Annotated in this window: 27 protein-coding genes; 19 read left to right on the forward strand and 8 right to left on the reverse strand. The window is 66.1% G+C overall.

Going from position 1 to position 26,268, the window contains the following annotated elements; all coding sequences use genetic code 11:
- Positions 1 to 3 precede the first annotated feature (3 nt).
- The 3 genes from paoC to paoA are packed head-to-tail and all read right to left on the reverse strand — an operon-like array spanning position 4 to position 3,781.
- Entirely contained in the window at positions 4 to 2,223 is a 2,220-nt protein-coding gene (gene paoC, locus ACWPWT_RS14620; protein WP_454280288.1) for an aldehyde oxidoreductase molybdenum-binding subunit PaoC, read from the reverse strand.
- The gene (locus tag ACWPWT_RS14625; protein ID WP_454280289.1) at positions 2,220 to 3,170 is read right to left on the reverse strand and encodes an FAD binding domain-containing protein; all 951 of its coding nucleotides are present in this window, start codon (positions 3,168 to 3,170) and stop codon (positions 2,220 to 2,222) included. Before ACWPWT_RS14625 ends, paoC begins: the two co-directional genes overlap by 4 nt.
- Positions 3,167 to 3,781 (reverse strand): aldehyde dehydrogenase iron-sulfur subunit PaoA, encoded by a 615-nt coding sequence (paoA, locus tag ACWPWT_RS14630; protein ID WP_454280290.1) that lies wholly within the window; start codon positions 3,779 to 3,781, stop codon positions 3,167 to 3,169. Before paoA ends, ACWPWT_RS14625 begins: the two co-directional genes overlap by 4 nt.
- Here paoA and ACWPWT_RS14635 point away from each other — a divergent pair.
- The 6 genes from ACWPWT_RS14635 (at position 3,738) to ACWPWT_RS14660 (ending at position 8,029) form a co-directional block, all read left to right on the forward strand.
- The gene (locus ACWPWT_RS14635) at positions 3,738 to 3,917 is read left to right on the forward strand and encodes a hypothetical protein (RefSeq protein ID WP_454281010.1); all 180 of its coding nucleotides are present in this window, start codon (positions 3,738 to 3,740) and stop codon (positions 3,915 to 3,917) included. The genes paoA and ACWPWT_RS14635 overlap by 44 nt on opposite strands.
- A 387-nt stretch (positions 3,918 to 4,304) precedes the next feature.
- Entirely contained in the window at positions 4,305 to 4,622 is a 318-nt protein-coding gene (locus ACWPWT_RS14640; protein ID WP_454280291.1) for a hypothetical protein, read from the forward strand.
- A gap of 135 nt (positions 4,623 to 4,757) precedes the next feature.
- On the forward strand, positions 4,758 to 4,970 hold the full coding sequence (locus tag ACWPWT_RS14645; protein ID WP_261270427.1) for a cold-shock protein: 213 nt from the start codon (positions 4,758 to 4,760) through the stop codon (positions 4,968 to 4,970).
- Between the two features lie 85 nt (positions 4,971 to 5,055).
- A complete protein-coding gene (locus ACWPWT_RS14650; protein ID WP_261270426.1) occupies positions 5,056 to 5,250 on the forward strand; it encodes a hypothetical protein in 195 nt (64 codons plus the stop codon).
- A gap of 73 nt (positions 5,251 to 5,323) precedes the next feature.
- A complete protein-coding gene (locus tag ACWPWT_RS14655; protein WP_454280292.1) occupies positions 5,324 to 6,316 on the forward strand; it encodes a methyltransferase in 993 nt (330 codons plus the stop codon).
- 96 nt (positions 6,317 to 6,412) lie between these two features.
- A complete protein-coding gene (locus tag ACWPWT_RS14660; RefSeq protein WP_454280293.1) occupies positions 6,413 to 8,029 on the forward strand; it encodes a DUF5597 domain-containing protein in 1,617 nt (538 codons plus the stop codon).
- On the opposite strand, the gene ACWPWT_RS14665 is transcribed toward ACWPWT_RS14660, so the two are convergent.
- The 3 genes from ACWPWT_RS14665 to ACWPWT_RS14675 are packed head-to-tail and all read right to left on the reverse strand — an operon-like array spanning position 8,026 to position 11,845.
- A complete protein-coding gene (locus tag ACWPWT_RS14665; RefSeq protein WP_454280294.1) occupies positions 8,026 to 9,609 on the reverse strand; it encodes a HAMP domain-containing sensor histidine kinase in 1,584 nt (527 codons plus the stop codon). The genes ACWPWT_RS14660 and ACWPWT_RS14665 overlap by 4 nt on opposite strands.
- Positions 9,606 to 10,313, reverse strand: coding sequence for a response regulator transcription factor (locus tag ACWPWT_RS14670; RefSeq protein ID WP_454280295.1), 708 nt, complete (start codon positions 10,311 to 10,313; stop codon positions 9,606 to 9,608). Before ACWPWT_RS14670 ends, ACWPWT_RS14665 begins: the two co-directional genes overlap by 4 nt.
- A gap of 11 nt (positions 10,314 to 10,324) precedes the next feature.
- Positions 10,325 to 11,845 carry a DUF4153 domain-containing protein gene (locus ACWPWT_RS14675; RefSeq protein ID WP_454280296.1) on the reverse strand — a complete coding sequence of 507 codons (1,521 nt, stop codon included), beginning with the start codon at positions 11,843 to 11,845 and terminating at the stop codon, positions 10,325 to 10,327.
- A 205-nt stretch (positions 11,846 to 12,050) separates the two neighbouring features.
- On the opposite strand from ACWPWT_RS14675, the gene ACWPWT_RS14680 reads away from it, so the two are divergent.
- The 7 genes from ACWPWT_RS14680 to ACWPWT_RS14710 all read left to right on the forward strand — a co-directional run bounded on the left by ACWPWT_RS14680 (position 12,051) and on the right by ACWPWT_RS14710 (position 20,198).
- Complete coding sequence (locus ACWPWT_RS14680) at positions 12,051 to 13,856, forward strand: DUF885 domain-containing protein (protein WP_454280297.1); 1,806 nt, start codon at positions 12,051 to 12,053, stop codon at positions 13,854 to 13,856.
- A 53-nt stretch (positions 13,857 to 13,909) separates the two neighbouring features.
- Positions 13,910 to 14,494: a hypothetical protein gene (locus ACWPWT_RS14685; protein ID WP_454280298.1), complete on the forward strand. Its 585-nt coding sequence runs from the start codon at positions 13,910 to 13,912 to the stop codon at positions 14,492 to 14,494.
- Positions 14,495 to 14,662: 168 nt separating this feature from the next.
- Complete coding sequence (locus ACWPWT_RS14690; RefSeq protein ID WP_454280299.1) at positions 14,663 to 14,974, forward strand: hypothetical protein; 312 nt, start codon at positions 14,663 to 14,665, stop codon at positions 14,972 to 14,974.
- A 96-nt stretch (positions 14,975 to 15,070) separates the two neighbouring features.
- Entirely contained in the window at positions 15,071 to 15,799 is a 729-nt protein-coding gene (locus ACWPWT_RS14695) for a hypothetical protein (RefSeq protein WP_454280979.1), read from the forward strand.
- A 179-nt stretch (positions 15,800 to 15,978) separates the two neighbouring features.
- Positions 15,979 to 17,877, forward strand: a complete 1,899-nt coding sequence (locus ACWPWT_RS14700; protein ID WP_454280300.1) for a PAS domain-containing protein — start codon at positions 15,979 to 15,981, stop codon at positions 17,875 to 17,877.
- A gap of 225 nt (positions 17,878 to 18,102) precedes the next feature.
- Positions 18,103 to 20,028 (forward strand): 1-deoxy-D-xylulose-5-phosphate synthase, encoded by a 1,926-nt coding sequence (dxs, locus tag ACWPWT_RS14705; protein ID WP_454280301.1) that lies wholly within the window; start codon positions 18,103 to 18,105, stop codon positions 20,026 to 20,028.
- The gene (locus ACWPWT_RS14710) at positions 20,025 to 20,198 is read left to right on the forward strand and encodes a hypothetical protein (RefSeq protein WP_454280302.1); all 174 of its coding nucleotides are present in this window, start codon (positions 20,025 to 20,027) and stop codon (positions 20,196 to 20,198) included. Before dxs ends, ACWPWT_RS14710 begins: the two co-directional genes overlap by 4 nt.
- A 260-nt stretch (positions 20,199 to 20,458) precedes the next feature.
- On the opposite strand, the gene ACWPWT_RS14715 is transcribed toward ACWPWT_RS14710, so the two are convergent.
- Complete coding sequence (locus ACWPWT_RS14715; RefSeq protein ID WP_454280303.1) at positions 20,459 to 21,139, reverse strand: RBBP9/YdeN family alpha/beta hydrolase; 681 nt, start codon at positions 21,137 to 21,139, stop codon at positions 20,459 to 20,461.
- Between the two features lie 161 nt (positions 21,140 to 21,300).
- Here ACWPWT_RS14715 and ACWPWT_RS14720 point away from each other — a divergent pair, with 161 nt between their 5' ends.
- From ACWPWT_RS14720 to ACWPWT_RS14740, 5 genes are all read left to right on the forward strand, one after another.
- Positions 21,301 to 22,035, forward strand: a complete 735-nt coding sequence (locus ACWPWT_RS14720) for a TlyA family RNA methyltransferase (protein ID WP_454280304.1) — start codon at positions 21,301 to 21,303, stop codon at positions 22,033 to 22,035.
- Positions 22,036 to 22,158: 123 nt separating this feature from the next.
- Entirely contained in the window at positions 22,159 to 22,677 is a 519-nt protein-coding gene (locus ACWPWT_RS14725; protein ID WP_454280305.1) for a TspO/MBR family protein, read from the forward strand.
- Between the two features lie 22 nt (positions 22,678 to 22,699).
- Positions 22,700 to 22,972: an accessory factor UbiK family protein gene (locus ACWPWT_RS14730; RefSeq protein WP_454280306.1), complete on the forward strand. Its 273-nt coding sequence runs from the start codon at positions 22,700 to 22,702 to the stop codon at positions 22,970 to 22,972.
- Between the two features lie 138 nt (positions 22,973 to 23,110).
- Positions 23,111 to 23,614 (forward strand): type III secretion system chaperone family protein, encoded by a 504-nt coding sequence (locus tag ACWPWT_RS14735; RefSeq protein ID WP_261270409.1) that lies wholly within the window; start codon positions 23,111 to 23,113, stop codon positions 23,612 to 23,614.
- A 40-nt stretch (positions 23,615 to 23,654) separates the two neighbouring features.
- The gene (locus ACWPWT_RS14740) at positions 23,655 to 24,425 is read left to right on the forward strand and encodes a pyrroline-5-carboxylate reductase family protein (protein WP_454280980.1); all 771 of its coding nucleotides are present in this window, start codon (positions 23,655 to 23,657) and stop codon (positions 24,423 to 24,425) included.
- 164 nt (positions 24,426 to 24,589) lie between these two features.
- On the opposite strand, the gene ACWPWT_RS14745 is transcribed toward ACWPWT_RS14740, so the two are convergent.
- Entirely contained in the window at positions 24,590 to 25,087 is a 498-nt protein-coding gene (locus ACWPWT_RS14745; protein WP_454280307.1) for a MarR family transcriptional regulator, read from the reverse strand.
- Between the two features lie 57 nt (positions 25,088 to 25,144).
- Here ACWPWT_RS14745 and ACWPWT_RS14750 point away from each other — a divergent pair, with 57 nt between their 5' ends.
- Entirely contained in the window at positions 25,145 to 26,242 is a 1,098-nt protein-coding gene (locus ACWPWT_RS14750) for a branched-chain amino acid aminotransferase (RefSeq protein ID WP_454280308.1), read from the forward strand.
- Positions 26,243 to 26,268 lie beyond the last annotated feature (26 nt).

The raw sequence follows: 26,268 nt of genomic DNA on the forward strand, positions 1-26,268 counted from the left end.
CCCTCAGGCGATGGCGGGCAGGCGATCCAGATGCTTCTCCAGGGTCAGCGGATAATCGCGGATGCGCACCCCGGTCGCGTTATAGACCGCGTTGGCGACTGCCGCACCGACACCGCACAGCCCGAGTTCGCCCACGCCCTTGGCCTTCATCGGATTGGCCTTGTCGTCGGCTTCCTCCAAGAAGATCACCTCTTGATGCGGAATATCGGCGTGAACCGGCACCTCATATCCGGCAAGGTCATGATTGACGAAGAAGCCGAAGCGCGTGTCGACGGCCAGCTCCTCCATCAGCGCCGAGCCGACCCCCATGGTCATCGCGCCGATCACCTGACTGCGCGCGGCCTTGGGGTTGAGGATACGACCCGCCGCACACACTGCGAGCATCCGGCGCAGGCGTGTCACGCCGGTATAGGCGTCCACCCCGACCTCGACGAAATGCGCGCCGAAGGTCGATAGCTGATAGCTCTTGTCGAGATCGCCGAACTCGATGCCGTCCTCCGCCGACAGGGCACCCGCTGCGGCGGCCTCGCGCAATGACACCGAGCGATTGCCGCCCGTCACCTGGCCGTCCGCAAAGGTCAGGTCGGCCGAGTTGAAGCCCAGCCGCTGGGCGACCGCCTCGCGCAGCTTGACGCACGCGGCATAGACGCCTGCCGTCGCATTGGCCGCACCGAACTGGCCGCCCGAGCCTGCCGAGACCGGATAGGCGCTGTCGCCCAGCCGAACGTCGACCGCGGCCATCGGCACGCCCATCATCTCGGCGGCGGTCTGCGCGATGATCGTGTAGCTGCCGGTGCCGATGTCGGTCATGTCGGTTTCGACCACGACCCGGCCATCCTTGCCCAGTGTGACCCGTGCCGCCGACTTCATGTTCATATGGTTGCGGAAGGCCGAGGCGACGCCCATGCCGACCAGCCACCGCCCGTCACGGACCTGGGCTGGCTGGGGATTGCGCCGCGACCAGCCGAAGCGCTGTGCACCTTCCTCCAGACAGCGGACGAGCTGGCGCTGCGAGAAGCGACGCTCGGGCTTTTCGGGATCGACCTGGGTGTCGTTCTTCACGCGGAAGGCAACCGGGTCCATGGCCAGTTTCTCGGCCATCTCGTCCATGGCGATTTCCAGCGCCATCATGCCCGGTGCTTCGCCCGGCGCGCGCATCGCATTGCCCTCGGGCAGGTTCAGGACCGCAAGGCGCATCGACGTCAGGCGGTTCGGCCCGGCATAGAGCAGCTTCGTCTGGTTCACCGCCGTCTCGGGACCGCCGCCCGGCTGGTCGCCCGAACCGCTTTCATGCGCGATTGCCTGGATCGTGCCGTCCTTGGCGGCACCGATGCGAATACGCTGCGTCGTCGCGGGGCGATGGGTGGAATTGTTCGCCATCAGCGGCCGCTGCATCGCCACCTTGACCGGCCGTCCGACCGCCTTGGCGCCCAGCGCCGCCATCACCGCATCGGCGCGCAGGAACAGCTTTCCACCAAATCCGCCGCCGACATAAGGAGAGATTAGCCGCACCTTTTCCTTGGGCAGCCCCAGCGTCTTGGCCAGGTCGCCACGCCCCCAGGCGATCATCTGGTTCGAAGTCCATACCGTCACGCGATCCCCGTCCCATGCCGCGATCGAGGCGAAGGGCTCCATCATCGCATGGCTGTGATCGGGGGTGGTATAGGTCGCGTCGAGCGTCACCGGTGCCGACGCGAAGGCGCTTTCGAACTTGCCCGTCCGATCGGCGGCGGGGGACTTGCTCCCCTCGTCGCTGTCACCGCCGGTCAGCGGTGCCGTCTTCAGCGCTTCGGCCAGATCATATTGGCCCTTGGCACGCTCATAATCGATCCGAACCAGCCCGGCGGCGGCGCGCGCTTGCTCGAAGGTCTCGGCGACGACGATGGCGACCGCCTGGTGGTAATGGTCGATGTCCGGCCCGCCCAGCAGCTTGACCGTGTTGAAATTGCCCTTGCCCAGCTTGCCCGCATCGGCAGCGGTGACGATCCCCAGCACGCCGGGCGCACCGCGCGCATCGTCCAAGTTCATCGAGCGGATGCGGCCCTTGGCGATCGCCGACCCGATGATCCAGCCATAGGCGGCATTGGGTGCCTCGGCATGATGCTCATAGGCATAGGGGGCGGTCCCGCTGGTCTTGCGCGGGCCGTCGATGCGGTCCGTCGCACGGCCGACCACGGTCATGCGGTCGATAGGATTGGTGCCCGCAGGCTCGGTGAACTTCATGCGGTCCTCGCCTGGCTGATGACGGCCGCCAACGTCCGTTCGACGAGCGGCACCTTATAGGCATTGTCCCGGGTGGGGCGGGCATCGGCGAGCAGCGTAGCCGTCACCGCCTTGGCCCCTTGCGGCATCGCCGCTTCCGCCGCCTCAATCCGCCACGGCTTGTGCGCGACGCCACCGACGGCCACGCGGCCCGAGCCGTCCTTCTGGACGACGGCGGCCACCGATACGAGCGCGAAGGCATAGGATGCCCGGTCGCGGACCTTCTCATAGACATGGGTGCCGCCGATCGGGCGGGGCAGGGTGACGGCGGTGATCAGCTCGCCCGGCTGCAATGCCGTTTCGATATGCGGGGTGTTGCCCGGCAGGCGGTGGAAGTCGGTGATCGGGATCGCGCGCGTCTGTCCTTGCGGGTTCACCGTCTCGACCACCGCGTCCAGCACGCGCATCGCGACATTCATGTCGCTGGGGTTGGTCGCGATACAGTCGGTGCTTGACCCCACCACCGCCAGCTGACGCGAATAGCCGCCGATCGCGCTGCATCCGGTGCCCGGCTTGCGCTTGTTGCAGGCCATGTTGGTGTCGTAGAAATAGGGACAGCGAGTACGCTGGAGCAGATTACCCGCGGTCGTCGCCTTATTGCGCAACTGACCGCTTGCTCCCGCGACGATCGCACGCGACAGGACCCCATAGTCGCGCCGAACACGCTCGTCGGCGGCGAGCGCGGTGTTCGTGACGAAGGCACCGATGCGCAGCCCTCCCTCGCTGGTCTTCTCGATCCGGTCGAGACCCAGATCCTGCACGTCGATCAGATGGGTCGGCGTTTCCACCTCGATCTTCATCAGGTCGAGCAGATTGGTCCCGCCCGCCAGGAACTTGGCACCGGGACGGGTGGCTGCGCGGGCAGCCGTCACCGGGTCCTTGGCGCGTTCATAGGTGAAAGCCTTCATGCCTTGCCTCCCGCGACGTCCGCCATGGCGTCGGCGATGTTGGAATAGGCGCCGCAGCGGCAGATATTGCCGCTCATCCGTTCGCGCATCTCGATCCCCGTAGCCTGCGGACGCGCGGTCAGGTCGGCCTGGACATGGCTGGGCACGCCGCGCTTGATCTCGTCGAGCACCCCGACCGCCGAGCAGATCTGCCCCGGCGTGCAATAGCCGCACTGATAGCCGTCATGGCGGACAAAGGCGGCCTGCATCGGGTGGAGCTTTTCGGGCGTTCCCAACCCCTCGATCGTGGTGATGCTGTCGCCCTCATGCTGGAGCGCCAGGCTGAGGCAGCTATTGATCCTCTCTCCGTTGACGATCACCGTGCAGGCCCCGCACTGGCCATGGTCGCACCCCTTTTTCGTACCGGTCAGGTGCAGATGTTCGCGCAACGTGTCGAGCAAGGTCGTCCGCGGATCGACGGACAGGCTGCGCGGCTTGCCGTTCACCTTCATCATGACCTTCATGGCGGCGGGATCGGGCGGCATGGTGGTCCTACTCTGCTGAGCGTCCAGGGGCGCGGAGGCCGCCATGGCCGTGGCCGCGCTGCCCACGATCACGCCGCGCCGCGACATCGAAACCTCTTCGTTATCCGCCAATGTCCCGGTTCCTCTCAACCCAAATCCGCAAAAATCTTATCATGCCGACGCACGACACAGCGCCGGCAAGGGGCGCGCGTCGGTGAAATTCAGAAAGATTTCGGCAGGATAACGCACGCTAGGCGATTTGGTGTCGCGAAAAAATATCATGGGATAAGGATTGTCGGCAGGTCTCCGGAAGTTAGGCCTTAACCCCCTGCAGAAACCACGCGACGGGCGGCGTGCGACATGGTAGCCATGGCCATCGCCGGTTTGACACTCGCAAGCGCTGGCGGCTGAGAGACCTCGTGCTCCCGCTTGTCGCGTCGGAGCCTTGTGATGACCAGCCTGTCCCAACCCGGGGATCGCGGAGATCGTGCCACCCCGCAAAGCCTACCCGCATGATCGCGCGCCTGATCACCCGTTGGCTGCGCCGTCGATACTGGCGTCGGGCGGGCCGTCGTTGAGCCGGTTCGCCATCCCCGGCGACGCGGATCGGGCTCGGGCATATAGCGCATTGATGAACGGGATTCGCGTGGTCGAGGAACGCATCGCGCCGCTCTGGGCCACCGGCTTTGCCGACGTGACGGAGAAGGGGCGGACGGTGCGCGCGCGCGTCACCGCCAACGGCTTTCGCGAACTCGACGTTCTGCTCGCCCATTGGATCGGCATCGTCGCGATGCGGCCGGTACGAATGGCCGAGATCGGTGACTGGCGAGAGGCCAAGGCCGAGGACCCGGGCAACTTCACCATGAAGGACATTATGGGCCTGGCCGCCGAATATCGAAGGATCGCGCCCCCGCTTCACGAGACGGGTGGTTGCGAAATGGCTGCCTGATCCCCATGTTAAAGCCGCTTTAGTCGCATATCGACGGTTTTCGGCGCTTTGCGGCCCTTTTTCCTTCTTTCCCTGCTGTCGAGGCCCCCTCGGGCCCGCCGCTTTTCGGCAGACCCGTCAAACGAAGGAAATATCATGAGCCAGAACGGAACCGTCAAATTCTTCAACGCCGACAAGGGCTATGGCTTCATCACGCCAGACAATGGCGGCACCGACGCCTTCGTCCATGTCTCCGCCGTGGAGCGGGCAGGGATGATCACGCTGCAGCAGAACCAGCGCATCGGCTATGAACTCGAACAGGATCGTCGCGGCAAGATGGCGGCGGTCAATCTCCAACCCGTCGACTGATCGCGGTTCGGGCGGGGTCGACAGGTCGATCCCGCCTCAGCGATCGCCCTGCCAACCCGTTTTTCTCCGTCGGAAAGGCCCCGTCATGCGTGACTCCGAAATGTATCTGCAGCGTGCCGCCGATTGCCGCCATCAGGCCGAGGCCTCCGACTTGGCCAATGTCCGCGATCGATGCTTGCGCGCCGAGGCTGCATGGTCTGTGATGGCGCAACGATCGCTGCGGACCGAGGCGGCGCGCGATGCCCGGGCCGTGTCACCCGTCCCGGCGGAAACCCACTAAACCACGTCAAATCCCGGAACCGGGGACGCTGTCATTCCCTATGTCATTTTGAAGAAAATGGCATGGGATCGGTATGTTGAGTCAAATCAATATCATGGGTGGGCCGGGTCTGGCGGAGGCTGAGCCTTGGTATGACCAGGCCCGCCGTCCGGCTTTGCTTGCACTGCTTCGCTTGCTGGCGCGGCGTGATTACGCCTTCACCACCGCCACCCCGGCAACCCATGCGCGGGTGCTGAAGCGGCCCACCCGTCGCGTCGCCACCGCATTGCGCGATGTGCTGGGATGGAATCTGCCATTCGACCGGGCCCTGCTCGACGTCGAGATGGTCGAGGCGCTGGAAGCGGCCGGAGCGGTTCGCGCATTGCCCGACGGCCACCTCGCGTCGACGCTGCGCGTGTCGAATGTCGGCGAGCAGCTTTATTTGCATTCCGCCTATCCCACGACCGCGCAGGATGCGGTGTTCCTGGGCCCCGACAGCCACCGCTTCGCACGATGGATCACCGAGAACCGATATTCGGGCGCGCGGCGCGTGCTGGACTATGGTGCGGGGGCGGGTGTCGGGGGCATATCGGCAGCGTCGGCGATAGCGGATGCGCATCTTACGCTCGCCGACATCAATCCCAAGGCGCTGTTCCTGTCGAGCATCAATGCCGAACATGCGGCTATCGCCTATGATGCGGTGCAGGTGCGCGAGCCCCAGAAATTGACGGGTCTGTTCGACCTGATCGTCACCCATCCGCCCTTCATGATCGATGCCGATCGCCGCGCCTATCGCGACGGCGGTGAGCTTTACGGCGCGCAACTCTCGCTGGATTGGGTGATGCAGGGGGTGAAGCTGCTGGCACCGGGGGGACGGTTGATCCTGCATACCGGCGTGTCGATCGTCGATGGCCGCGATGTCCTGCTCGATGGACTCCGGTCGCGCTGGTCCGGGGACGTGCTGACCCTGCATTATGCCGAGCTCGATCCGGACATCTTCAGCGAGGATCTGGACCAGCCGGGCTATGAGGAGGTCGAGCGGATCGCCGCGGTCGGACTGGTGGTGTCGCGATCCGGCGCGGCGTGATCATGGCGCGTTGACGTCACCCGGTTGATGCGGGGCGCGCCACCGTGCACAAAAGGGGCATGGGGCGGCGAACCGCCAACCGGGAGGGGAATGTCCATGCGCCTTGCAATGTCCTGGGCCGCGCTGGCGCTCGGGCTGGCGATGCCAGCCGCCGCGCAGAGCGATACCGTGCCGCATATCGTGACCAGAAATGGGCGACATGCCCTGATGGTCGATGGTCGGCCCTTTCTGATGCTGGGGGCGCAGGTCAACAATTCCAGCAACTATTCCGCCGCCTTGCCGCAGGTCTGGCCGGTGCTCGACCGTATCCATGCCAATACGATCGAAATTCCCGTCGCCTGGCAACAGATCGAGCCCGAGGAGGGGCGGTTCGACTTCGCCTTCGTCCAGACCTTGCTCGATCAGGCGCGCGCACATGACAAGCGGATCGTCCTGCTATGGTTCGGAACATGGAAGAATACCTCGCCTGGCTACACGCCCGACTGGGTGAAGCTCGACAATCGCCGCTTCCCCCGCATGAAGACCCGCGACGGCAAGGATCATTACGCGCTGACCCCGATGGCGCGCACCACGCTCGAGGCGGACAAGCGCGCCTTCGTCCGGCTGATGACCTATCTGAAGGATCATGATCCCCAGAATACGGTCATCATGATCCAGCCGGAGAACGAAGTGGGCAGCTATCGCAATCCGCGCGATTTCTCGGCGGGGGCGCAGGCGCTGTTCGACAGGCCGGTACCGGATGCGCTGGTCCGCAAGCTCGGCAAGCGTCCGGGCAATTGGCAGGCGGTGTTCGCGGCGCAGGCGGACCGCGCCTTCAACAGCTGGTACACCGCGCGCTACATCGAAGAGATTGCGGCGGCGGGCAAGGCGGTCAAGCCGCTGCCCATGTATGTCAACGCCGCGCTGGCCGGGCCCTCCAACGTGCCCGATCCCGATGGCGTGGCGAGCGGTGGACCGCAGCAGGACGTGCTCGACATATGGAAGGCCGCCGCGCCTTCGCTCGATGCCGAGGCACCCGACATTTACGACCGGGCGAGCGGGAATGTCGCCCTGTATCTCGACGCCTATGCACGGGCGGACAATCCGTTGCTGGTGCCCGAAATCGGCAACGCCCGCGAGTTCGCCCGCTATTTCTACGAAGCGCTGGGGCGCGGGGCGATCGGCTTTGCGCCGTTCGGCATGGATGACACGGGCTTCTTCAACTATCCGCTGGGCGCGCGTGCGCTCGACGCGGCGACGCTCGACGCCTTTGCGGGGCCCTATGGCGCGTTGGCCGGGGTGATGCGCGACTGGGCGCAGGCGGCGTTCGAACACCCGACCTGGGGGGCGGCCAGACCGGACGACGGCAGCGACCGGGAGACGGTGATGGGCGACTGGCGCGTCCGCGCCGAATTCGGCCAGTGGCAATTCGGGGAAAAGAGCTGGACCTGGCTCAAGTCCGAGCCCGCGCCTTGGAAGGCGGAACCGGTCGGCGGCGTTGCCGTGATCCACCTGTCGCGTGACGAATTCCTGGTGACCGGCGATCATGTCCGCATTCGCCTGGACCCCGCACAGCCCGACCCGAGGGCGATGATGGTCCGGGTCGAGGAGGGGCATTTTGCCGATGGCCGATGGGTCATGGACCGGGTGTGGAATGGCGACCAGACCGATTATGGCATCAACATCGTCGATCGGCCTGTCGTGCTGAAGGTCACCATGGGGCGCTATCGTTAAGCCTCCGCCGAAGTGGCTGCGATGGGCAGGATGAGCCGCATGGTCGTGCCCGGCATGGTCTCGACCAGCTCCAGCGTGCCGCCCGCCCCGACCAGCAATGCCCGCGCGATGGGCAGACCCAGGCCGGTGCCGCCGCTTGCCCGGCGGGAGGTGAAGAAGGGTTCGAAGATGCGATCCCGGTCGCCCGGCGGAATGCCCACACCGTCATCGGTCACGGAGATGCGGACCACCTCGTCGCGCTCGATCTGGATGGTCACGGCAGTCGCCCCCGCCTGAATGCTGTTCTCGATCAGCGTGGTCAGCACCGCTTCCACCGTCCGTTCGGCAATGGCTACGGGGATGGTGGGGGCGGGACTCGTTACCGCGATCGACAGGCTCGCGCGCCGATAGGCATCGGCCAGGGTTCGCACGATCGCCACCACGTCGCTCGCTGCGTTCGCATCCGCACCGCCCATATCCGCCCGCGCCAGATCGAGCAGGCGCGAGACGAGCAGCGTCAACCGCTGCGCATCGCCATCCGCATTGGCCAGGAAACGTGCGCGCTCCGCCGCCGACATCTCTCCGCCATGATCCTGGAGCAACTCGATCGCGCCGCGAATGCCGCTCAGCGGGGTCTTGAACTCGTGGCTGACCGCATAGGCGAAGTTGCGAAGATAATGGGACCGCGCCTCGATCGCCTGCGCCATGGCGGCGAAGTCGCGATAGAGGTCCTGAATTTCGATCGCGGCGGTGGCGGGAATGGCGGGCACCGTGCCGCGCCCGGCCGCCACGTCGCGACTGGCGTCCTGCAACTCCTCGATTGGACGGGCGATCGCGCGGGACAGCACGCCCGACAACAGGATCAGCGTGCCGAGGATCGCCAGCACCCCGATGACGATCTTGCCCCAATCCTGATACAGCCCGACGAATAGCGACCGGGCCGACCGCGACAGGAGCAGCACCCCGACGACCCGGCCACCGACCCGGATCGGCCGGGCATAATGGACGCGGGTCGCCGCTGCGCGGGATAGCCAGTCGAAGCGGTATATCGCCTTGTAGCGCCCGTCGCGGCGCAGGACGGTGCGCGGAATTCCCTTCAGCGCGGCGGCGACCTCGGGCAGGTCGCGATAGCTGCCGACCCGAGGCGTGCCGGTGACGATCCGTCCCTCGCGGTCGAGCAGGACAATCGAGGCGAGCGTGGCGGCGCGCGTCTCCGCCAGCACCGGCGCGAGCAGGGCGACCGCCGAGCGGGCGTCCGGGGAGGGGGTGCCGGCGGGGCGCGGGGCAGGCCGCTCGGGCAGGATCGGCGTCGCGCTGAGATCGACCGAGGTGTTATATGCCGAGCGTACCGGATAGGCCGGACGGATGCTGCGCCCCGGCATGCCTATGGGCCAGAGCGCCCCAGCACTGGCGGCGAGTGCGGCCCCTTGCGCGACCAGTTCCGCCTCGGTCTGGCGGACCAGGGTATTCTCATAGACGCGGAGTGCCACCGCCCCGACGCCGGGCAGCGCGGCGACGAGGAAAAAGCTGGCGAACAAATAGGTCCGCAGCGCCAGCCTGGGCCAATGCCGCTTACCCCAGGCTTTCAGCCCGCCGATCACGCGCTCGCGCCGGTACAGGCCCCCAGCCGATAGCCGATGCCCGCCCGCGTTTCGATCAGGTCGCTTCCGCCCCGCTCGGCGAACTTGGCGCGCAGGTTGCGGATATGGCTGTCGACGGTCCGGTCGGTCACGGCGAAGCCCGGTCCGTGCAGCCGATCGATGATCGCGTCGCGCCCGAAGACCTTGCCCGGCATCACCGCCAGCGTCCGAAGGATCGAAAATTCGGTGACGGTCAGGGGCACGTCCGCCCCCGCCCAGCGCGCCTGCCACGCTTCGATGTCCAGGGTCAGGCAGCCATGCCGGATCACCGACCCGGCATGATCGACGCTGGGCGGATGGGCATGGGTGCGGCGCAGGATCGCCATGACCCGCGCGACCACCTCGCGCGGGGAGAAGGGCTTGACCACATAATCGTCCGCGCCGAGTTCGATCCCCAGCACGCGGTCGATCTCGTCATCGCGCGACGAGAGGAACAGGATCGGCGTTTCCCCTTCCGCGCGCAGCCGCCGGCACACCTCCAGCCCGTCCATGCGCGGCATGTTGATGTCCAGCACGACCAGATCGGGTCGACGCGCAGCCACTTCGGCCAGCGCGGCTTCGCCATCCGCCGCCTCGATCGCGTCCAACCCCGCCTTGCCGAGCGCGAAGACGAGCAATTGGCGGATATTGGGGTCGTCGTCGGCGACCAGGATCGTACGCGGCATGGGGCACAGGATCATGACCGGGCGGCCTTCGTCAACGGGGTCTCGTCGGGCTCGGTGTTTAGCGGCTCGCCGCAGACGGTTGGCGTCCGGGCGGGACGGCGCGTCCCGACCAGCGCATGGGCGGCCGACAGGCGGCGGGCGTCGCGCCAGGTCCAGCTATGCCAGTCGGACTGTCGCCGCTCCGTCCGCTGCATGGTATCGCCGATGATATTGGCGGTCCGCGCGCGCAGGACCGGGCCCGCCCGGCGTTCGAGCGCGATCAGTGGCAGCAGGGCGGAGGGCCCCAGATCCTCCAGATAGCAGAGGTCGATGTCGGCGGCGCTTCGGGCATGGGCGACGTTCCACTGCGCCGCGATACTTCCTAGGTCGCTGGCGCATCCGGCGGTCAGGACGGCGCCCGCCGCCAAGGCATTGGCGTTGATCAGCCAGCGTGCCGAACGCCCGCGTTGCATTCGCCAGACGATCAGGACCAGCCCGACCGCGACCAGCCCCATCCAGGCGAGCGCCGCGATCCGCCACCCCGTCATCGAATAGGCGGCGATATAGTCGACCGTGCGCAACATGCTCGACGCCACCAGCAGGATGTTCTGCGCCACCCACAGGATGATCAGCCGCCGCAGCGACCGGCTTTCCCGCACGGCGCCATCCGGTCGCGAGGCGAGCAGCACGAATCCCCCGGCCAGCAGGGCGGTGACGATCAGCGGATAGGCCCCCCGATGCGCATAATCGGCCAGCGTCACGCCCTTGGGCAGCGGTGCACCGCTCCACAGAAACGCGATGTCGAGCGCATTCTGGATCGCGAAGATGACGTTGAACGCGGCGAGCGACAGGATCAGCGTGCCGCGCGCCAGATGCGGCATGGGCGCATCTTCGTCCCGCCGCATGATCCCGGCGCGCAGCAAGGTGCGTCGCGGCCGCAGGCTGGACCAGATGAGGATCAGGAAGGGCAGGGAGAAGAGCAGCCGCAGCAACAGGGTCGACAGGTCGGGAAAGCGGATCGCGGCGAAGGCGTTGGCGATCAGCGGATTGGCCTGGGCGAACAGGGTCAGGAACACCGCACTGCCGATCATCGGAACGACCAGCACCGCCGCGACCGCCATGACCACCCGCCGGCTACCCCGTCGCCCTTCGACCCGCATCAGCCGACCGATGTCGCGCAGCGGTGCGATCAGGCTCAGCGCGCCGTGGACAAACAGCCGCCCCGCCCATTGGATCGCATCGTCGAACCCCCGCAGCGGCAACAGCGTGGCCGATCCGATCGCGAACAGGAACAATAGCGATTTGAGGGGGCCAGGATCGTCGACCAGCATCAGCCCGAACAGCGTCGCCATGGCGAGCGCGACCCGCGCCGGGCGGCTCGCGCGGACATCGGCACGGGTCAGCGTCAGGACCGCGCTCCACGCCAGCGCGAAGCCGCCCAGCGTCCAGCCGGGCTCCTCGCCATAGAAGAGCAGGTGCGCCAGCCCGACCAGCGCCGCCGCGCCGGTCAGCTTGACGAGGAAGCTATGATGTCTGGACGTATGCATGGTCATGCCGATCTCTCCGTGATGGGGGCGATATGCACGCGGCCGGTCGAGGCGGGACGGTCCAGGCGACGGTCATTCCGTTCGCATCCGGTGCAGATTCGATGCAGATTGCCCCTCGGTACGGTGGCGGGACGCCCGCCGACAATTCGCTTTGCATAGCTGCTACAACATCTTAGCGTCCGTGCCTCATTTCACCGACACGGGAGTATCCATGCAGCGTCGCCAGTTCCTCGCCTCCGCCAGCCTCGTGACCGTCGCCACTGTCCTGCCGGGTGCGGCGCGCGCGGCGGAGGGGGCGCGCGATGCGGACTTGCGGGCGATGCTGGACCGCTTCTTCTATGCGCGTCTGGAGGATAATCCGGAGCAGGCGACCTCGCTGGGCCTCGATACCGGGCCGCGGGCCTCCTTGAAGAGCAGGCTGGGCGATGCCTCGCGCGCCGGTGAGGCGCGGCAGTTCGCACGGGCCAGGCAGGAGAGGGCAGCGTTGCGCACCATTCCCCGTGCCTCGCTGGGCCAGGCGGCGCGGCTGGATCATGACATCGTCGCCTATGGGCTCGACCGGGTGATCGCCGGCGAGCGCTTCGCCTATGGTTCCAGCGCGGGGCGCTATGCCCCTTATGTCCTCAGTCAATTGTCGGGCGCCTATCGCGACGTGCCCGATTTCCTGTCGAGCCAGCACCAGGTGACCGACGCCGCCGATGCGGACGCCTATGTCACGCGGGTGGAAGCGTTCGCGCATGCGGTCGATGCCGAGACGGAGCGCCAGCGCGAGGATGCGGGCAAGTCTGTCTTCGCGCCCAACTATATCCTCGACACCACGCTGAAGCAGTTGGCGGCGGTGCGCGACAAGGCGCCCGAGGAAACCGGTCCAGCGGTCGATTTGGCCGCCAAGTTGAAGGCCGCCCAGCTGTCGCCCGAGCGCGCCGCCACCGTCGCCCGGCTGATGCGCGAGCGGGTCTTTCCGGCGCTCGATCGCCAGCGCGCGCTGGTCACCGAATTGCGTGGGCGGGCGGTGCATGATGCGGGCGTCTGGCGGCTGCCCGACGGCGCCGCCTATTATACCGCCGCCGCGAGTGCGGCGACGACGACCGACATGGCCGGCGATGAGATCCATCGGCTCGGACTGGCGCAGGTGGCGGAGATCGGCGCGCGGATCGATACCATCCTGAAGTCGCAGGGCATGTCCCAAGGGAGCGTCGGCGATCGTCTGGTCGCGCTCAATAAGCGCCCCGACCAGCTTTATCCCAATACCGATCCGGGTCGCGAGGCGTTGCTCGAACAACTCCGCGCGCAGGTCGCGGCAATGACCCGGCGCTTGCCCGAGCAATTCGCGACGCTGCCCAAGGCGCCGGTCGAAATCCGGCGTGTGCCCGAAGCGATCCAGGCGGGCGCGCCGGGCGGCTATTACCAATCCGCCTCGCTCGACGGGTCGCGGCCCGCCATCAATTTCATCAACCTGCGCGACACGTTCGACCGCCCCAAATTCGGGCTGGCGACGCTGACCTATCATGAGGCGGTGCCGGGCCATCACCTTCAGGTCATGTCGGCGCTGGAGAGCCAGGATATTCCGCTGATCCGCCGCCGCGGCTTCTATTCCGGCTATTCGGAAGGCTGGGCGCTCTATTCGGAGCAGCTGGCGGATGAAATGGGCATGTATGAGGGCAATCCGCTCGAGCAGATCGGTTATCTGCAATCGCTGCTCTTCCGCGCGACCCGGCTGGTCGTGGACTCGGGCATGCATGCCAAGCGGTGGAGCCGGGAGAAGGCGACCGACTATCTGATTGCGACCACCGGCATCGCACGCGGGCGCAGCCAGGGGGAGATCGACCGCTATACCGTCTGGCCGGGCCAGGCCTGCAGCTACAAGATCGGGCACACCGTCTGGACCCGTCTGCGGGACGAGGCCCGGTCCAGGGCGGGGGCGGCGTGGGACCCCAAGCGGTTCCACGAGGTGCTGACGCTGGGGGCGATGCCGCTCGACGTGCTGGAGCGGGTCGTGCGCGAACGGATGGCCTAGGCTTGGCCAAAGGCACGCGTCGCTTATAGGATCGCGGCGGAGGACCCAAGATCATGACCATGCCCACCCATCGTCTCGCGTCATTGATGCTGTTCGCCATGCTGGTCGTCGGCGGCGGAGCGGCGAGTGCCGCCGATGGCCCGCCGCGCGACCTGGGCGACTGGACGCTGGCGCCGAGCGAGGACGGGGAGGGGTGTTTCCTGACGCGCGTCTATCCGCGCCCCGGCGACACCACGCTGCTCCTCGGGCTTGACCGGGACGGGTCGAACCATCTGACCGTGCTGAACGCCAACTGGTCGATCAAGCCGAAGGAGCGGCTGGCCCTCGATTTCCGGCTGACCAATGGCGGCTACCCCAAGCATTTCGCGGTCGGGCTCACCTCGGACGGGAAGCGGGGCTTCGTCACCAGTTTCGAAAAGGCCTTTCCGACCTATCTCGCCAAGTCGCTTCGGCTCGACATCGCGCGGGGCGATGTGCCGGTCGAGCGGCTGGCGCTGGACGGCAGCGGGGCGGCGGTTGCGGCCTTGCGCGATTGCGTCGCCGCGCGCAGGGCCGCGCCGACCAAGCCGGCGCGTGACGATACGGGCCGCGACGGCATCCCGCGCGATCCGTTCGCCAAGCATTCAGGTCGACGGTGATATGTTCTGAACCGGAACTTAACAAAGTAAGATGTTTTAAAGTTGATCGCGATCAATAGTCAGTAATCGCTTGGTCGAAAAACCGGCACGGTCGAACAGAATCGGGATTGTCGAACTTTTCATGCTCAGCTTCGTTGTTGCGGTTGGTTAACGACTGAGAGAACTGCTATGTCTGCTTTTGCATCCAAATCCCTGCTCGCGGTGGTGACGCTCGCCGGCGCCGTCGGCCTTAGCGGTTGCGCCACCAAATCCTTCGTTCGGGAACAGATCGCCCCGGTCAGCCAGCGCGTGGACTCGCTGGAATCGCGGCTCCAGCAAACCGATGGCACCGCCAAGGCGGCGCTTGCCGAGGCACAGGCGGCTTCGGGTCAGGCCCAGAATAACGGCCAGCGGCTCGACCAACTCGGCGCTCGCGTCGATGGCGTCGAACAGCGGCTGACCATCCAGGAGCAGAAGCCCGCGCGTCGCCCGCGCCATTGATCGGATCGGTTTCGACCCGATAAGCTACAGTCCCCTTTCCTGCGCCGGTCTTCCCATCGGAGAGGACCGGCCCTTTTTGTCGAGTTGCCATTGCCGATCATTCATGTGCTGGCGCCGCTGCTCGGTCTCGCCCTGACCGCTCCGGCCGTGACGGATGCGCGTCCCAAGGCGGTCCGAGCCACCGCCGCCAGGCCCGCGCGTAAGGTCCAGCCGCGCAAGGTCGTCCAGCCCAAAGCGGAAGCCGCACCCGCGATCGCGCCATCGCCGGGTGTCGAGCAAGTCATCGCCTGGGTGAACGGATCGGGCGACAATCGCGGTCTGCCTTGGGCGGTCGTCGACAAGACCAATGCCGCATTGTTCTTGTTTGCGCCTGACGGCAAGCCAATGGCCGCCGTGCCGGTCCTGATCGGGATCGCCCCGGGCGACGAGGCCAGTCCCGGTGTGGGCACCAAGACGCTGGCCTCGCTGGGCCCCGCCGAGAAGACCACGCCGGCTGGGCGCTATTTCGCCAAGTTCGGGCTGCCGGTGGCGGGGGAGCGGGTTTTGTGGGTCGATTACGCCACGTCAGTGGCGCTTCATCCGATCCCCAAGGATGCCAGCAGCAAGGAAAGGCGCCGCGAACGGATGCTGTCGCCGACGCCCGACGACAATCGGATCACCTTTGGCTGTATCAACGTGCCACAAGCCTTTTATTCCAAGCAGTTACGTCCGACATTTCGACGGAAGGGCGGCTATGTATATATCCTGCCCGACACCAAGTCGTTGCAGGAAGTCTTCCCACGGCTGCGTGTTCAGGTGATCGCGTCGCAAGGCGTGAGCCAATAAAGGCGCGCTGTCGGCGTCTGCGACACCATGGGTCATGGCCGCCTGACATTTGCCCAATATAAGGACGATCCGCGCGGGGTGAGGCCCGCTGACGACCTATTTCGATCTGGAACTCGTGCAACTCCTCTCCTAGACTGGGGGGGAGTGACGTCCTGACGTTGCGTACGGGGGACTGATGAATGAAGCGCGATGCCGCGTTGGGGGAATATGAAGCCGATGGTGTCGACGAAGTTTCGACCCTGACCTTCGGTGATCTTTACTGGCGGCACGGCATTGCCCGCGCGGCGGGAGAGGCGGAGGCGTCTTCGTCCGACACGGGTATTTGCTATCGCGAACTGATCGACAATCTGCCGACCCTGAGCTGGGTCGCCGACGTGGACGGCCAGGTTCTGTGGTGTAACCGCCGCTGGCATGACTATTGCGGATCCACGCCCGACGACACGGACCATGACGGTTGGCAATCCTTCTGCGAACCGGCCGCCCTGCCCCAGGTGACGGAACGATGGGCGAGTGCCCGGGCGACGGGTGAACCGTTCGAAACGGTCTGTTCCTTGCGCGGCGCGGACGGGGTCTATCGCCCGTTCCTGACCCGCGTCGTTCCCTTGCGCGACGCGGGCGGTCGGGTGTGCCGCTGGATCGGCAACAATGTCGATGTCAGCCGGCAAAGCGCGGTCGAGCAGGAGTTGCGCCGATCGCGCGAGGAACTGGAGCGGGTGAACCGCACATTGGCCGAGCGCGAGGCGTTTCTCCTCAGCGTGCTTTCGAGTTCGACCGACTGCATCAAGGTGATCGATCTCGACGCGCGGCTGACCTTCATGAGCGAAGGCGGCATGCGGGTGATGGAGATCAGCGACTTCAATGCCGTCGCCGGATGCCCCTGGCCGCAATTCTGGCAGGGGGAGGGTCATGCTGCCGCCCATGCCGCCGTCGAGGCGGCGCGGCGGGGGGAGGCAACCAGCTTCATCGGCAAGGCGGATACCTATCTGGGTACGCCCAAATGGTGGCATGTGGCGGTCAGTCCGATCTCGGGGCCGGACGGCGCGCCCGACCGCATCCTATCGGTATCGCGCGACATCACCGCGCTGCGCGACAGCGAGGAGGAGCGTGACCATTTCGTCCGGCTGGTTGAAAACAGCAATGATTTCGTCAGCATGGCGCGGACCGATGGTGCCGTCTTCTATCTGAACGACGCGGCGCGGCAGTTGGTCGGGTTGGAGGATGCGAATGTCGATGGGCTCACCATCGGCGACTTCTTCCCGCCCGATCAGGTCGCCACCGTGCTCGAGGAGGTGCTGCCCACCGTCACGCGAGAGGGGCAGTGGATGGGCGAACTCAATTTCCGCCACTTCGTGACGGGTGAATTGATCCCGGTCCTCTATTCGGCCTTTCCGATCACCGACAGCGAGGGGCAGTTGATCGGTTATGGCATCGTCACCCGCGACGATCGCCAGCGCAAGGCGGCGGAAGAGGCGATGCGGCTCCTCAACGGCGAACTGGCGCATCGGCTAAAGAATGTGCTGGCGGTAGTGCAGGCGGTCGCGCAGCAGACGTTGCGCAACACGACCGACATCGCCACCGCGTCGCAGGTGCTGGCTGCGCGACTATCCGCGCTGGGCAATGCGACCGATGTGCTCACCAACCGCTCCTGGCGGTCGGCCGATTTGCGCTATCTCGCTGAAAGCGCTTTGTCGCCGCATGGTGTGCTGGGCGAGCGTATCCATGTCGAGGGGCCTTCGGTCACGCTTGGCCCTGAGGTGACGGTAGCCCTGGCATTGGCGCTGCACGAACTTGCGACCAACGCGGCAAAATATGGTGCGCTCTCGAACGATCAGGGGACCGTTACGCTGTCCTGGACCCTGGCGGGCAAGGGCAAGGCGGCCCGGCTGGCGCTGATCTGGCGGGAACGGGGCGGCCCGCGCGTCGCGCCGCCGCAGCGAAAGGGGTTCGGTTCGACCCTGATCGAACGCTCGCTGCGCTTGTCCTTCGGTGGCATGGCGGAGACGCTCTATTGCCCCGACGGATTGGTGTTCCGGCTGGATGCGCCCTTGGCGGACGCCGTGATCCCGGACGCGGTCTAGATCGGCTGCTCCAGGCGGCGAGCGAGACATTCCCGCCTTGCCTCGGCGGCCCGCATAGGCCGATTCGATCGGCAGTCGCCCAACGGCCCGCCCGTCGTGGCGCGGTCATTCCTGGCCGACCAAAGCAACATGACACATTTTCCGATGAAAAATTGCCGCACGTCAATGACGTCCGGGTGAACAGTTGCAATCGACACCAGTGATTAGCTGGGATAAGCCGGTGGGATGGCAGACAATCCTCAGACCCCGCTGCTCGACACGGTTCGCACCCCCGACGATCTGCGTCGGCTGGCTCCCGAGCAATTGCGGCAACTCGCCGACGAATTGCGGACCGAGACGATCTCGGCGGTCGGCACCACCGGCGGCCATCTCGGCTCGGGGTTGGGCGTGGTCGAACTGACCGTCGCGATCCATTATGTCTTCAATACGCCTGACGACCGGTTGATCTGGGACGTCGGGCACCAATGCTATCCGCACAAGATCCTGACCGGGCGACGCGACCGCATCCGCACCATTCGCCAGGGTGGTGGCCTGTCGGGCTTCACCAAGCGGACCGAGAGCGAGTACGACCCCTTCGGCGCGGCGCACAGTTCGACCTCCATCTCGGCGGCGCTGGGCTTCGCGATCGCCAACAAGCTGGCCGGCACGCCGGGCAAGGGCATCGCGGTGATCGGCGACGGCGCGATGTCGGCGGGCATGGCCTATGAGGCGATGAACAATGCCGAGCAGGCGGGCAATCGCCTGATCGTCATCCTGAACGACAACGACATGTCGATCGCCCCGCCGGTGGGCGGCCTGTCGGCGTATCTGTCGCGCATGGTATCGAGCCGCGAGTTCCTGGGCGTGCGCGACGTGCTCAGGAAGCTCGCCAAGCGCTTCCCGCGCCCCATCCAGAAGGCGGCGCAAAAGACCGACGAGTTCGCGCGCGGCATGACCATGGGCGGCACGCTGTTCGAGGAACTGGGCTTTTATTATGTCGGCCCGATCGACGGTCATAATCTGGACCATCTGATCCCGGTTCTGGAGAATGTCCGCGACGCCGAGGAAGGCCCGATCCTGATCCATGTCGTCACCAAGAAGGGCAAGGGCTATGCCCCGGCCGAGGCGGCGGCGGACAAATATCATGGCGTCCAGAAGTTCGACGTCATCACCGGCGCGCAAGCCAAGGCGCCGCCGGGACCTCCCGCCTATCAGAATGTCTTCGGCGAGGCGCTGGCCCGCGAGGCGGCTACCGACCCGACCATCTGCGCGATCACCGCAGCCATGCCGTCGGGCACCGGGCTGGACAAGTTCGCCGTTACCTATCCCGATCGCTTCTTCGACGTCGGCATCGCCGAACAGCATGCCGTGACCTTCGCGGCCGGATTGGCGGCGCAGGGGATGCGGCCTTTCTGCGCCATCTATTCGACCTTCCTCCAGCGCGCCTATGACCAGGTGGTCCATGACGTCGCGATCCAGAACCTGCCGGTCCGCTTCGCGATCGACCGCGCCGGGCTGGTCGGGGCGGACGGCGCGACCCATGCGGGCTCGTTCGACGTCACCTATCTGGCCAGCCTGCCCAACATGGTGGTGATGGCCGCCGCCGACGAGGCGGAACTGGTCCATATGGTCCATACCTGTGTTCACCATGACTTGGGGCCGATCGCCGTCCGCTATCCGCGCGGCAACGGTGTGGGCGTGGCGCTGCCCGAGACGCCGCAACTGCTGGAGATCGGCAAGGGTCGGGTGGTGCGCGAGGGCAAGAAGGTCGCGATCCTGTCGCTGGGTACCCGCCTGGCCGAAGCTCTGCGCGCCGCCGACACGTTGGAGGCGAAGGGGCTGTCGACCTCGGTCGCCGATCTGCGCTTCGCCAAGCCGCTCGACGAGGCGCTGATCCGCCGCATGCTGACCACGCATGAGGTGGCGGTGACGATCGAGGAGAATGCGATCGGCGGCTTCGGCGCCCATGTCCTGACCATGGCGTCGGACGAAGGGCTGATCGACGGCGGGTTGAAGCTGCGCACCATGCGTCTGCCCGACATCTTCCAGGACCAGGATAAGCCGGAGGTCCAATATGCCCAGGCCGGACTGGACGCCGATGCGATCGTCGATACGGTGCTGAAGGCGCTGCGCCACAATATCAGCCACGTAACCGAAGGCGTGCGGGCGTGATCCGCGGCTGGACCGCCGTCATCGTCTTTACGACGCTGGCGGTGGTCATGATGGTCGGCGTGAATGTCCGTATGTGGCGGCGGATGAAGGCCGCCACGGCAGCGGCCAAGGCCGAGGCGGAGCGGGAAGAGCGCGAAAACGACGGCAGTTCCGACCTCCGTTCAGCCTGAGCGAATTCGAGGGCGAGGGGAAACCCTTAAGACCAGCTGTTCCCCCGGCGAAGGCCGGGGCCCAGTTTCCACGCTATGGCGATGGCGCGGCAAATTGGCGTGGGAGGCTATAGCCACCGATCGACTTTGCCTCCCACTCGCCGCTTCTATTTCCCCTCGGCCTCACCGAAACTGGGCCCCGGCCTTCGCCGGGGAACGCCGAGTGGTGAGGGTTTCCCTTGGCCCTCGACTTCGCTCAGGCTGAACGGACTGAGGGAGGCTCACCGCCCCAGATAGTGCGCCTGCGCCGCATCGGTCGCGTTCACCGCCAGCACGGCGCGCGCCTCGCTGGGCGGTAACGGGCCGGACGGCGTCGGCCGGTCCATCCCGCTGGCCGCGATCACCCGGCCGAGCAGTTCCTGACCCTCCTGCCACCAGCCGAGACCGCTGGCGGCATTGATATGCCCCTGATGCCCGGCATCGACGAAATGGCTGCCCCAATCGACCGCCAGGCTGTGTGCGCGTTCGATCGAGATCCACGGATCGTCCTGGCTGGCGACCAGGATCGAGGGGAAGGGCAGCGGCGTGCGCGGTGAGGGCGCAAAGCCCTTCAGGCTATCCGGCGCGTCCGGCCGGTCGACATCGGCGGGGGCAACCAGCAGGGCGCCGGCCACCGGCCAGCCATAGGGTTGCGGCGACAGTTCTGCCCACCACGCCACCGCCAGACAGCCCAGCGAGTGCGCCGCCAGGATGACCGGCGCCTGCGCCGCGCGGATCGCCTGATCGAGCCGCGTGACCCAGGCATTGCGATGCGGGGTCGACCACATGCCGAGTTCAACCCGGATCGTGTCGGGTCGCGCCTCTTCCCACAAACTCTGCCAGTGCGAGCGGCCCGAGCCGCCCAGGCCAGGTACGGTGAGGACCGTCGGTTTGCGGGCCTCATAGGATGCGATCGAACCCATATGGCTTCTCCTTGGCTCCGGCTCGGACGAACGAGGCTGCGAAATGCCGACGACTCCCGATTCCGACTATCGAATTTATTCCTACCAAATAGATAGGCAATAGTCTTTACGCCCAGTGGATCGCGGCTTGCGACAGACCGATGCGGGGGGTAGGGCGGGCCATGGCCAAACAGCGTGTCGATCAGATGCTCGTGGATCGCGGACTCGTGGAATCCCGATCCCGCGCACAGGCGCTGGTGATGGCGGGGCTGGTGTTTTCGGGCGATACAAAGATCGCCAAGCCGGGACAGCAAATCGCGCAAGACGCTACGCTCGACGTGCGGGGGCGCGATCATCCCTGGGTGTCGCGGGGCGGGATCAAGCTGGCCCATGGGCTCGAACATTTCGGCTGGGACGTGACCGGCGCGGTCGCGATCGACGTCGGCAGTTCGACGGGCGGCTTCACCGACGTCTTGCTGCAAAAGGGTGCCGCGCGCGTCTATGCGGTTGATAGCGGCACCAACCAGCTTGCCTGGTCGCTCCGGCAGGACCCGCGCGTGATCGTTCATGAGCAGACCAGCGCCCGCATCCTGACCGAAGCCCATATCCCCGAGCCGATCGACATGGTCGTCTGCGACGCCAGTTTCATCGGCCTTGCCAAGGTGCTGGAACGCCCCCTGAGCTTTGCCGGTCCCGAAGCGCGGCTGCTCGCGCTCATCAAGCCGCAGTTCGAGGCGGGGCGCGAGGAGGTCGGCAAGGGCGGGGTGGTCCGCGACCCGGCCGTGCATGCCCGCGTCTGCGACCAGGTCGTAGCCTGGCTGACCGAAGCGGGGTGGGCGGTTGCGGGCGTCACCCAAAGCCCGATTACCGGGCCGGAGGGAAATATCGAGTTTTTGGTCGCCGCATCCCGAAATTGAACGGCACGGCGCATTTAACGTTCACCTTACCCGTTTACTGTCCGGTGCCGGTACGGCACACCCGGCAGCATCATGGCGAAAGAGGGTCAATTGGGTACGATTGCGTCCAAGGGTCAGTTGCGGATGTCTTTCCTGCGCTGGGCGATCGTCATCGTGCCCCTCATCCTGTTGCTGGGTTTCGCATCCGGGCGCTCCGTGCCGGCGGGCAGCGAGAATGGCTGGTATATGGCGCTGACCAAGCCTGAACTGACGCCGCCCGGCTGGGTGTTTCCCGTCGCCTGGACCGCGCTCTATGTCTTGATCGGCCTGGCCCTGGCGATAATCGCCCATGCGCGCGGCGCCACGGGGCGGGGTGTCGCCATCGGCCTGTTCGTCGCGCAGTTCGCGCTGAACCTGGCCTGGACGCCCTTGTTCTTTGGGGCGCACAGGGTCGGGCTGGCGCTTTTCGTGCTGATCGCCATCCTGCTCCTGTCCATCGCCACCACCGTCGCATTTTCGCGTATCCGGCGCGGGGCGGCATGGCTGATGGTGCCGTATCTTGTCTGGCTGTCGTTCGCCGGGGTGCTCAACTGGCGGATCGGCCAGCTTAATCCCGACGCGGAAAGGCTTGTGCCGAGCGCCCAGACCTCCCAAATGCTGTGAAACGATTTTTGGGAATTTAATCATGCAGGCCGACAACAAGCTGTTCGACGATTTCGCCAAGGTGATGAACGGCCTGGCCGGCACCGTGGCGGGCATGGGGCGTGAAGCCGAAGCCAGCGCCCGGTCGCGTGCGCGGGAGTGGATCGGCGGTCTGGATTTCGTCAGCCGCGAGGAATTCGAAGTCGTCAAGGCAATGGCCGTCGCCGCGCGTGACGAGGCCGACGCGCTGAAGGCCCGTCTGGATGCGCTGGAAGCGCGGCACACCGTGGCGACGACGAGCGGGGTTGAATCCTGACCCGGCTAATCCATTCCGATCGCTGGTCCGGCGTGCGTCGCCGGACAGCTATCCACAGATTTCGGCGTCGCGCTGCTTGCAGCTTGGCCATACGCGGTGCAACCTGCGGCGGTCTGGGTTTGTTCGCAGGGGCCTGTGATGCTTGAATCGACCGATCATGAAGCCGATGACTCGGCCCCCATCGATATGCTGGAAGCGTATTTCGCTGCCCATGGGTGGGAGCATGAACGTCATGATGAGGAAATCGTCGCGACGGTAAAGGGCAGCTGGGCAAGCTATGAGCTGCGCGCGTTGTGGCGTGACGACGATAGCGTCCTGCAATTCCTGGCTTTTCCTGATATAAAGGTTACCGAGGATCGCCGTGCCAGCATCTATGAAGCGCTGGCCCTGGTCAACGAGCAGCTCTGGATCGGCCATTTCGAACTTTGGTCGAACAGCGGCATCCTGCTCTACCGCCACGCCGCGATGGTTGATGGCGGCGAAGACGGCACGATTTCGCTCTCGGCAACCGAATTGCTGGTCGAATCGGCGATCGAGGAGTGCGAGCGCTTCTACCCCGTGTTCCAGTTCGTCCTGTGGGGCGGCAAGACCCCGCGTGAGGCGCTGGCCGCCGCGTTGATCGAGACGCAGGGCGAAGCTTGAGGAGCGTCGCGTGAGCTTCCCGGCCGGGCCGATCTGGCTGATGGGATGCGGCAACATGGCTGGAGCTATGCTGCGACGCTGGCTCGATGCCGGATTGGACCCCCGCCAAGTTACCGTCATCACACGCAGCGGACGCGGCGCGCCGGAAGGTGTTCGCTCGCTGACCGCTCTGCCTGTTGATGAGACGGCGACGACCTTGATGCTGGGGTTCAAGCCTCAGCAGCTTGACGATATTGCGCCCACACTTGCCCATCTTCGTCCCGCCCTGCTGCTATCGATCCTGGCGGGCGTCGAAGAGCAGGCGCTGGCATCGCGGATCGCGGCGCAGGCGATCGTGCGGATGATGCCGAACCTGCCGGTCGCGATTGGACAGGGCGTGACGGCGCTCTATACCCGCTCCACCGATCCGTCCGTCCGGGCGGCGGCGGAGGCATTGGCGACACCGTTGGGGATCGCGCCTTGGATCGAGGATGAGACGCGGTTCGATGCCGTCACCGCGCTGGCGGGCTGTGGCCCGGCCTTCGTGTTCCGCTTCATCGATGCTCTGGCGCAGGCCGGGGTTGGCCTGGGACTGTCACCGGAACTGGCGCAGCGGCTGGCGTTGGCGACCGTCGACGGGGCAGGGGCCATGGCGATGATCGCCGATGCCCCACCCGCCGTGCTGGCGGATCGGGTGGCAAGCCCTGGCGGATCGACTCGCGAGGGCCTGAACATCTTGGACGCGGGCGACGCGCTGTCGAAGCTGATGGCCGAGACCCTGACCGCATCGGAGCGGCGAAATCGCGAAATGGCGGCGGCCGCTCGACGGTAGGTCGGTCTTCGCCGGCCTGGGTTGTTCAAGCTCCGCCACAGCTTCTCTGACGAAGGCGCAGACGGATTGCCCCGTTCCCGGGACCGATCGGGATTCGCGCCATTCCTCCTCTGCTCGGGGAAGAAGGGCACGAGAACCGCTCAAACCTTCGCTATCGGTGAAAATCACCCGTCATTGATGCGCAAATCCTCGATCCGGGCACGTTCCTGCTCGGGGATGAACCCTTCCAGCACGGTCCAGAACCCCGTCACCGCCTGCTGCCCCGCACGGGCATAGGCCTTGGACAGCTTTTCGCGCAGCGCGTCGAAGAGCTCGGCTTCCATCTTTGCGCCCGCCGGGGTCAGGCGCAACAGTCGCTGCCGCCGGTCGCGGTCGCCCGGCCGGGTCTCGACCAAATCGCGGGTCGCCAGCTCGTTGAGTACGCGGCCAAGCGACTGTTTGGTGATCGCCAGGAGCGATAGCAACTCGCTGACCGTCATGTCGGGCTTGCGGGCCATGAAGTAGAGCGCACGGTGATGGGCGCGGCCCAACCCTTGCGCGGCGAGACCGCGATCGATCGATCGCACGAGGTGACTATTGCCGAAATACAGCAATTCCATCCCCCTGCGCAGTTCAGGTTCGCGGAGAAATTGTGCCGATGCGGACTGGTTCGAGGCAGCCATGTTGACCCGTCTAGACACAGGGCCTAGGCCACGGCAACCCAAAACAGAGAGTTGACCATGGAAGCGCCACAATCCCTTACGTTTCGGTTCGATCCTTGTGCGACCCCGGTCGCGGCGAGCGAGCGGACGGCGCGTCTGGTCGATCCGGGCTTCGGACGGGTCTTCACCGATCACATGGCGCTGATCCGCTATAGCGAGGAGAAGGGCTGGCACGATGCGCAAATTACCGCACGCGCGCCGCTCAGCGTCGATCCGGCGGCCTCGGTCCTGCACTATGCGCAGGAGATATTTGAGGGGATGAAGGCCTATCGGCTGGCCGATGGCGGCACCGCCCTGTTTCGGCCCGAGGCGAACGCCCGGCGTTTCCAGGATTCGGCGCGGCGTATGGCCATGCCCGAGCTGCCGGAAGAGCTGTTCCTCGAATCGGTCGAACGCCTGGTCAAGACGGAGCGGGACTGGATCCCGGAGCAGGATGGCGGTGCGCTCTACCTGCGCCCCTTCATGTTCGCGAGCGAGGTCTTCCTAGGCGTGAAGCCCTCGTCCGAATATCTCTACATGGTCATCGCCTCGTCCGTCGGCGCCTATTTCAAGGGCGGCGCGCCCGCCGTGTCGATCTGGGTCAGCCAGGGCTATACGCGTGCGGCTCCCGGCGGCACGGGTGCGGCCAAGTGCGGCGGCAATTATGCCGCCAGCCTGCTCGCTCAGAAGGAAGCGATCGCCAACGGGTGTGACCAGGTGGTCTTCCTCGACGCGGTCGAGCGCCGCTGGGTCGAGGAGCTCGGCGGCATGAACGTCTTCTTCGTCTTCGACGACGGCAGCCTCGTGACCCCACCGCTGACCGGCACGATCCTGCCGGGCATCACCCGCGATTCGATCCTGACCATCGCCCGTGCGCAAGGCCTGACCGTGCGCGAGGAGCCCTATGCGATCGACCAGTGGCGTGCCGACGCCGCCAGCGGTCGCCTGGTCGAGGCCTTTGCCTGCGGAACCGCGGCGGTCGTCACCCCGATCGGTAGCGTCGCCGAGCCTGCAGGCCGTTTCACCATCGGCAGCGGCGGCCCCGGCCAGCTGACGACGAGGCTGCGCGAGCAACTGGTCTCGATCCAGCGCGGCCAAGCCCCCGATCCGCACGGCTGGATGCGCCGCCTGGGCTGACGATTTTGTCGCAATAAAGGCTTTTC

The sequence above is a fragment of the Sphingomonas sp. Marseille-Q8236 genome, from assembly GCF_965112005.1.

Coding starts and splice junctions, on each gene's coding strand:
- ACWPWT_RS14635 (WP_454281010.1), top strand. CDS start 3,738: ATGGCCGTGGCCGCGCTGCCCACGATCACGCCGCGCCGCGACATCGAA.
- ACWPWT_RS14735 (WP_261270409.1), top strand. CDS start 23,111: ATGCTTGAATCGACCGATCATGAAGCCGATGACTCGGCCCCCATCGAT.
- ACWPWT_RS14725 (WP_454280305.1), top strand. CDS start 22,159: ATGTCTTTCCTGCGCTGGGCGATCGTCATCGTGCCCCTCATCCTGTTG.
- ACWPWT_RS14730 (WP_454280306.1), top strand. CDS start 22,700: ATGCAGGCCGACAACAAGCTGTTCGACGATTTCGCCAAGGTGATGAAC.
- paoA (WP_454280290.1), bottom strand. CDS start 3,781: ATGTCGCGGCGCGGCGTGATCGTGGGCAGCGCGGCCACGGCCATGGCG.
- ACWPWT_RS14720 (WP_454280304.1), top strand. CDS start 21,301: ATGGCCAAACAGCGTGTCGATCAGATGCTCGTGGATCGCGGACTCGTG.
- ACWPWT_RS14745 (WP_454280307.1), bottom strand. CDS start 25,087: ATGGCTGCCTCGAACCAGTCCGCATCGGCACAATTTCTCCGCGAACCT.
- ACWPWT_RS14750 (WP_454280308.1), top strand. CDS start 25,145: ATGGAAGCGCCACAATCCCTTACGTTTCGGTTCGATCCTTGTGCGACC.
- ACWPWT_RS14660 (WP_454280293.1), top strand. CDS start 6,413: ATGCGCCTTGCAATGTCCTGGGCCGCGCTGGCGCTCGGGCTGGCGATG.
- ACWPWT_RS14640 (WP_454280291.1), top strand. CDS start 4,305: ATGAACGGGATTCGCGTGGTCGAGGAACGCATCGCGCCGCTCTGGGCC.
- ACWPWT_RS14670 (WP_454280295.1), bottom strand. CDS start 10,313: ATGCCGCGTACGATCCTGGTCGCCGACGACGACCCCAATATCCGCCAA.
- ACWPWT_RS14655 (WP_454280292.1), top strand. CDS start 5,324: ATGTTGAGTCAAATCAATATCATGGGTGGGCCGGGTCTGGCGGAGGCT.
- ACWPWT_RS14740 (WP_454280980.1), top strand. CDS start 23,655: ATGGGATGCGGCAACATGGCTGGAGCTATGCTGCGACGCTGGCTCGAT.
- ACWPWT_RS14690 (WP_454280299.1), top strand. CDS start 14,663: ATGTCTGCTTTTGCATCCAAATCCCTGCTCGCGGTGGTGACGCTCGCC.
- ACWPWT_RS14675 (WP_454280296.1), bottom strand. CDS start 11,845: ATGACCATGCATACGTCCAGACATCATAGCTTCCTCGTCAAGCTGACC.
- ACWPWT_RS14685 (WP_454280298.1), top strand. CDS start 13,910: ATGACCATGCCCACCCATCGTCTCGCGTCATTGATGCTGTTCGCCATG.
- ACWPWT_RS14715 (WP_454280303.1), bottom strand. CDS start 21,139: ATGGGTTCGATCGCATCCTATGAGGCCCGCAAACCGACGGTCCTCACC.
- dxs (WP_454280301.1), top strand. CDS start 18,103: ATGGCAGACAATCCTCAGACCCCGCTGCTCGACACGGTTCGCACCCCC.
- ACWPWT_RS14700 (WP_454280300.1), top strand. CDS start 15,979: ATGAAGCGCGATGCCGCGTTGGGGGAATATGAAGCCGATGGTGTCGAC.
- ACWPWT_RS14650 (WP_261270426.1), top strand. CDS start 5,056: ATGCGTGACTCCGAAATGTATCTGCAGCGTGCCGCCGATTGCCGCCAT.
- ACWPWT_RS14625 (WP_454280289.1), bottom strand. CDS start 3,170: ATGAAGGCTTTCACCTATGAACGCGCCAAGGACCCGGTGACGGCTGCC.
- ACWPWT_RS14645 (WP_261270427.1), top strand. CDS start 4,758: ATGAGCCAGAACGGAACCGTCAAATTCTTCAACGCCGACAAGGGCTAT.
- ACWPWT_RS14680 (WP_454280297.1), top strand. CDS start 12,051: ATGCAGCGTCGCCAGTTCCTCGCCTCCGCCAGCCTCGTGACCGTCGCC.
- paoC (WP_454280288.1), bottom strand. CDS start 2,223: ATGAAGTTCACCGAGCCTGCGGGCACCAATCCTATCGACCGCATGACC.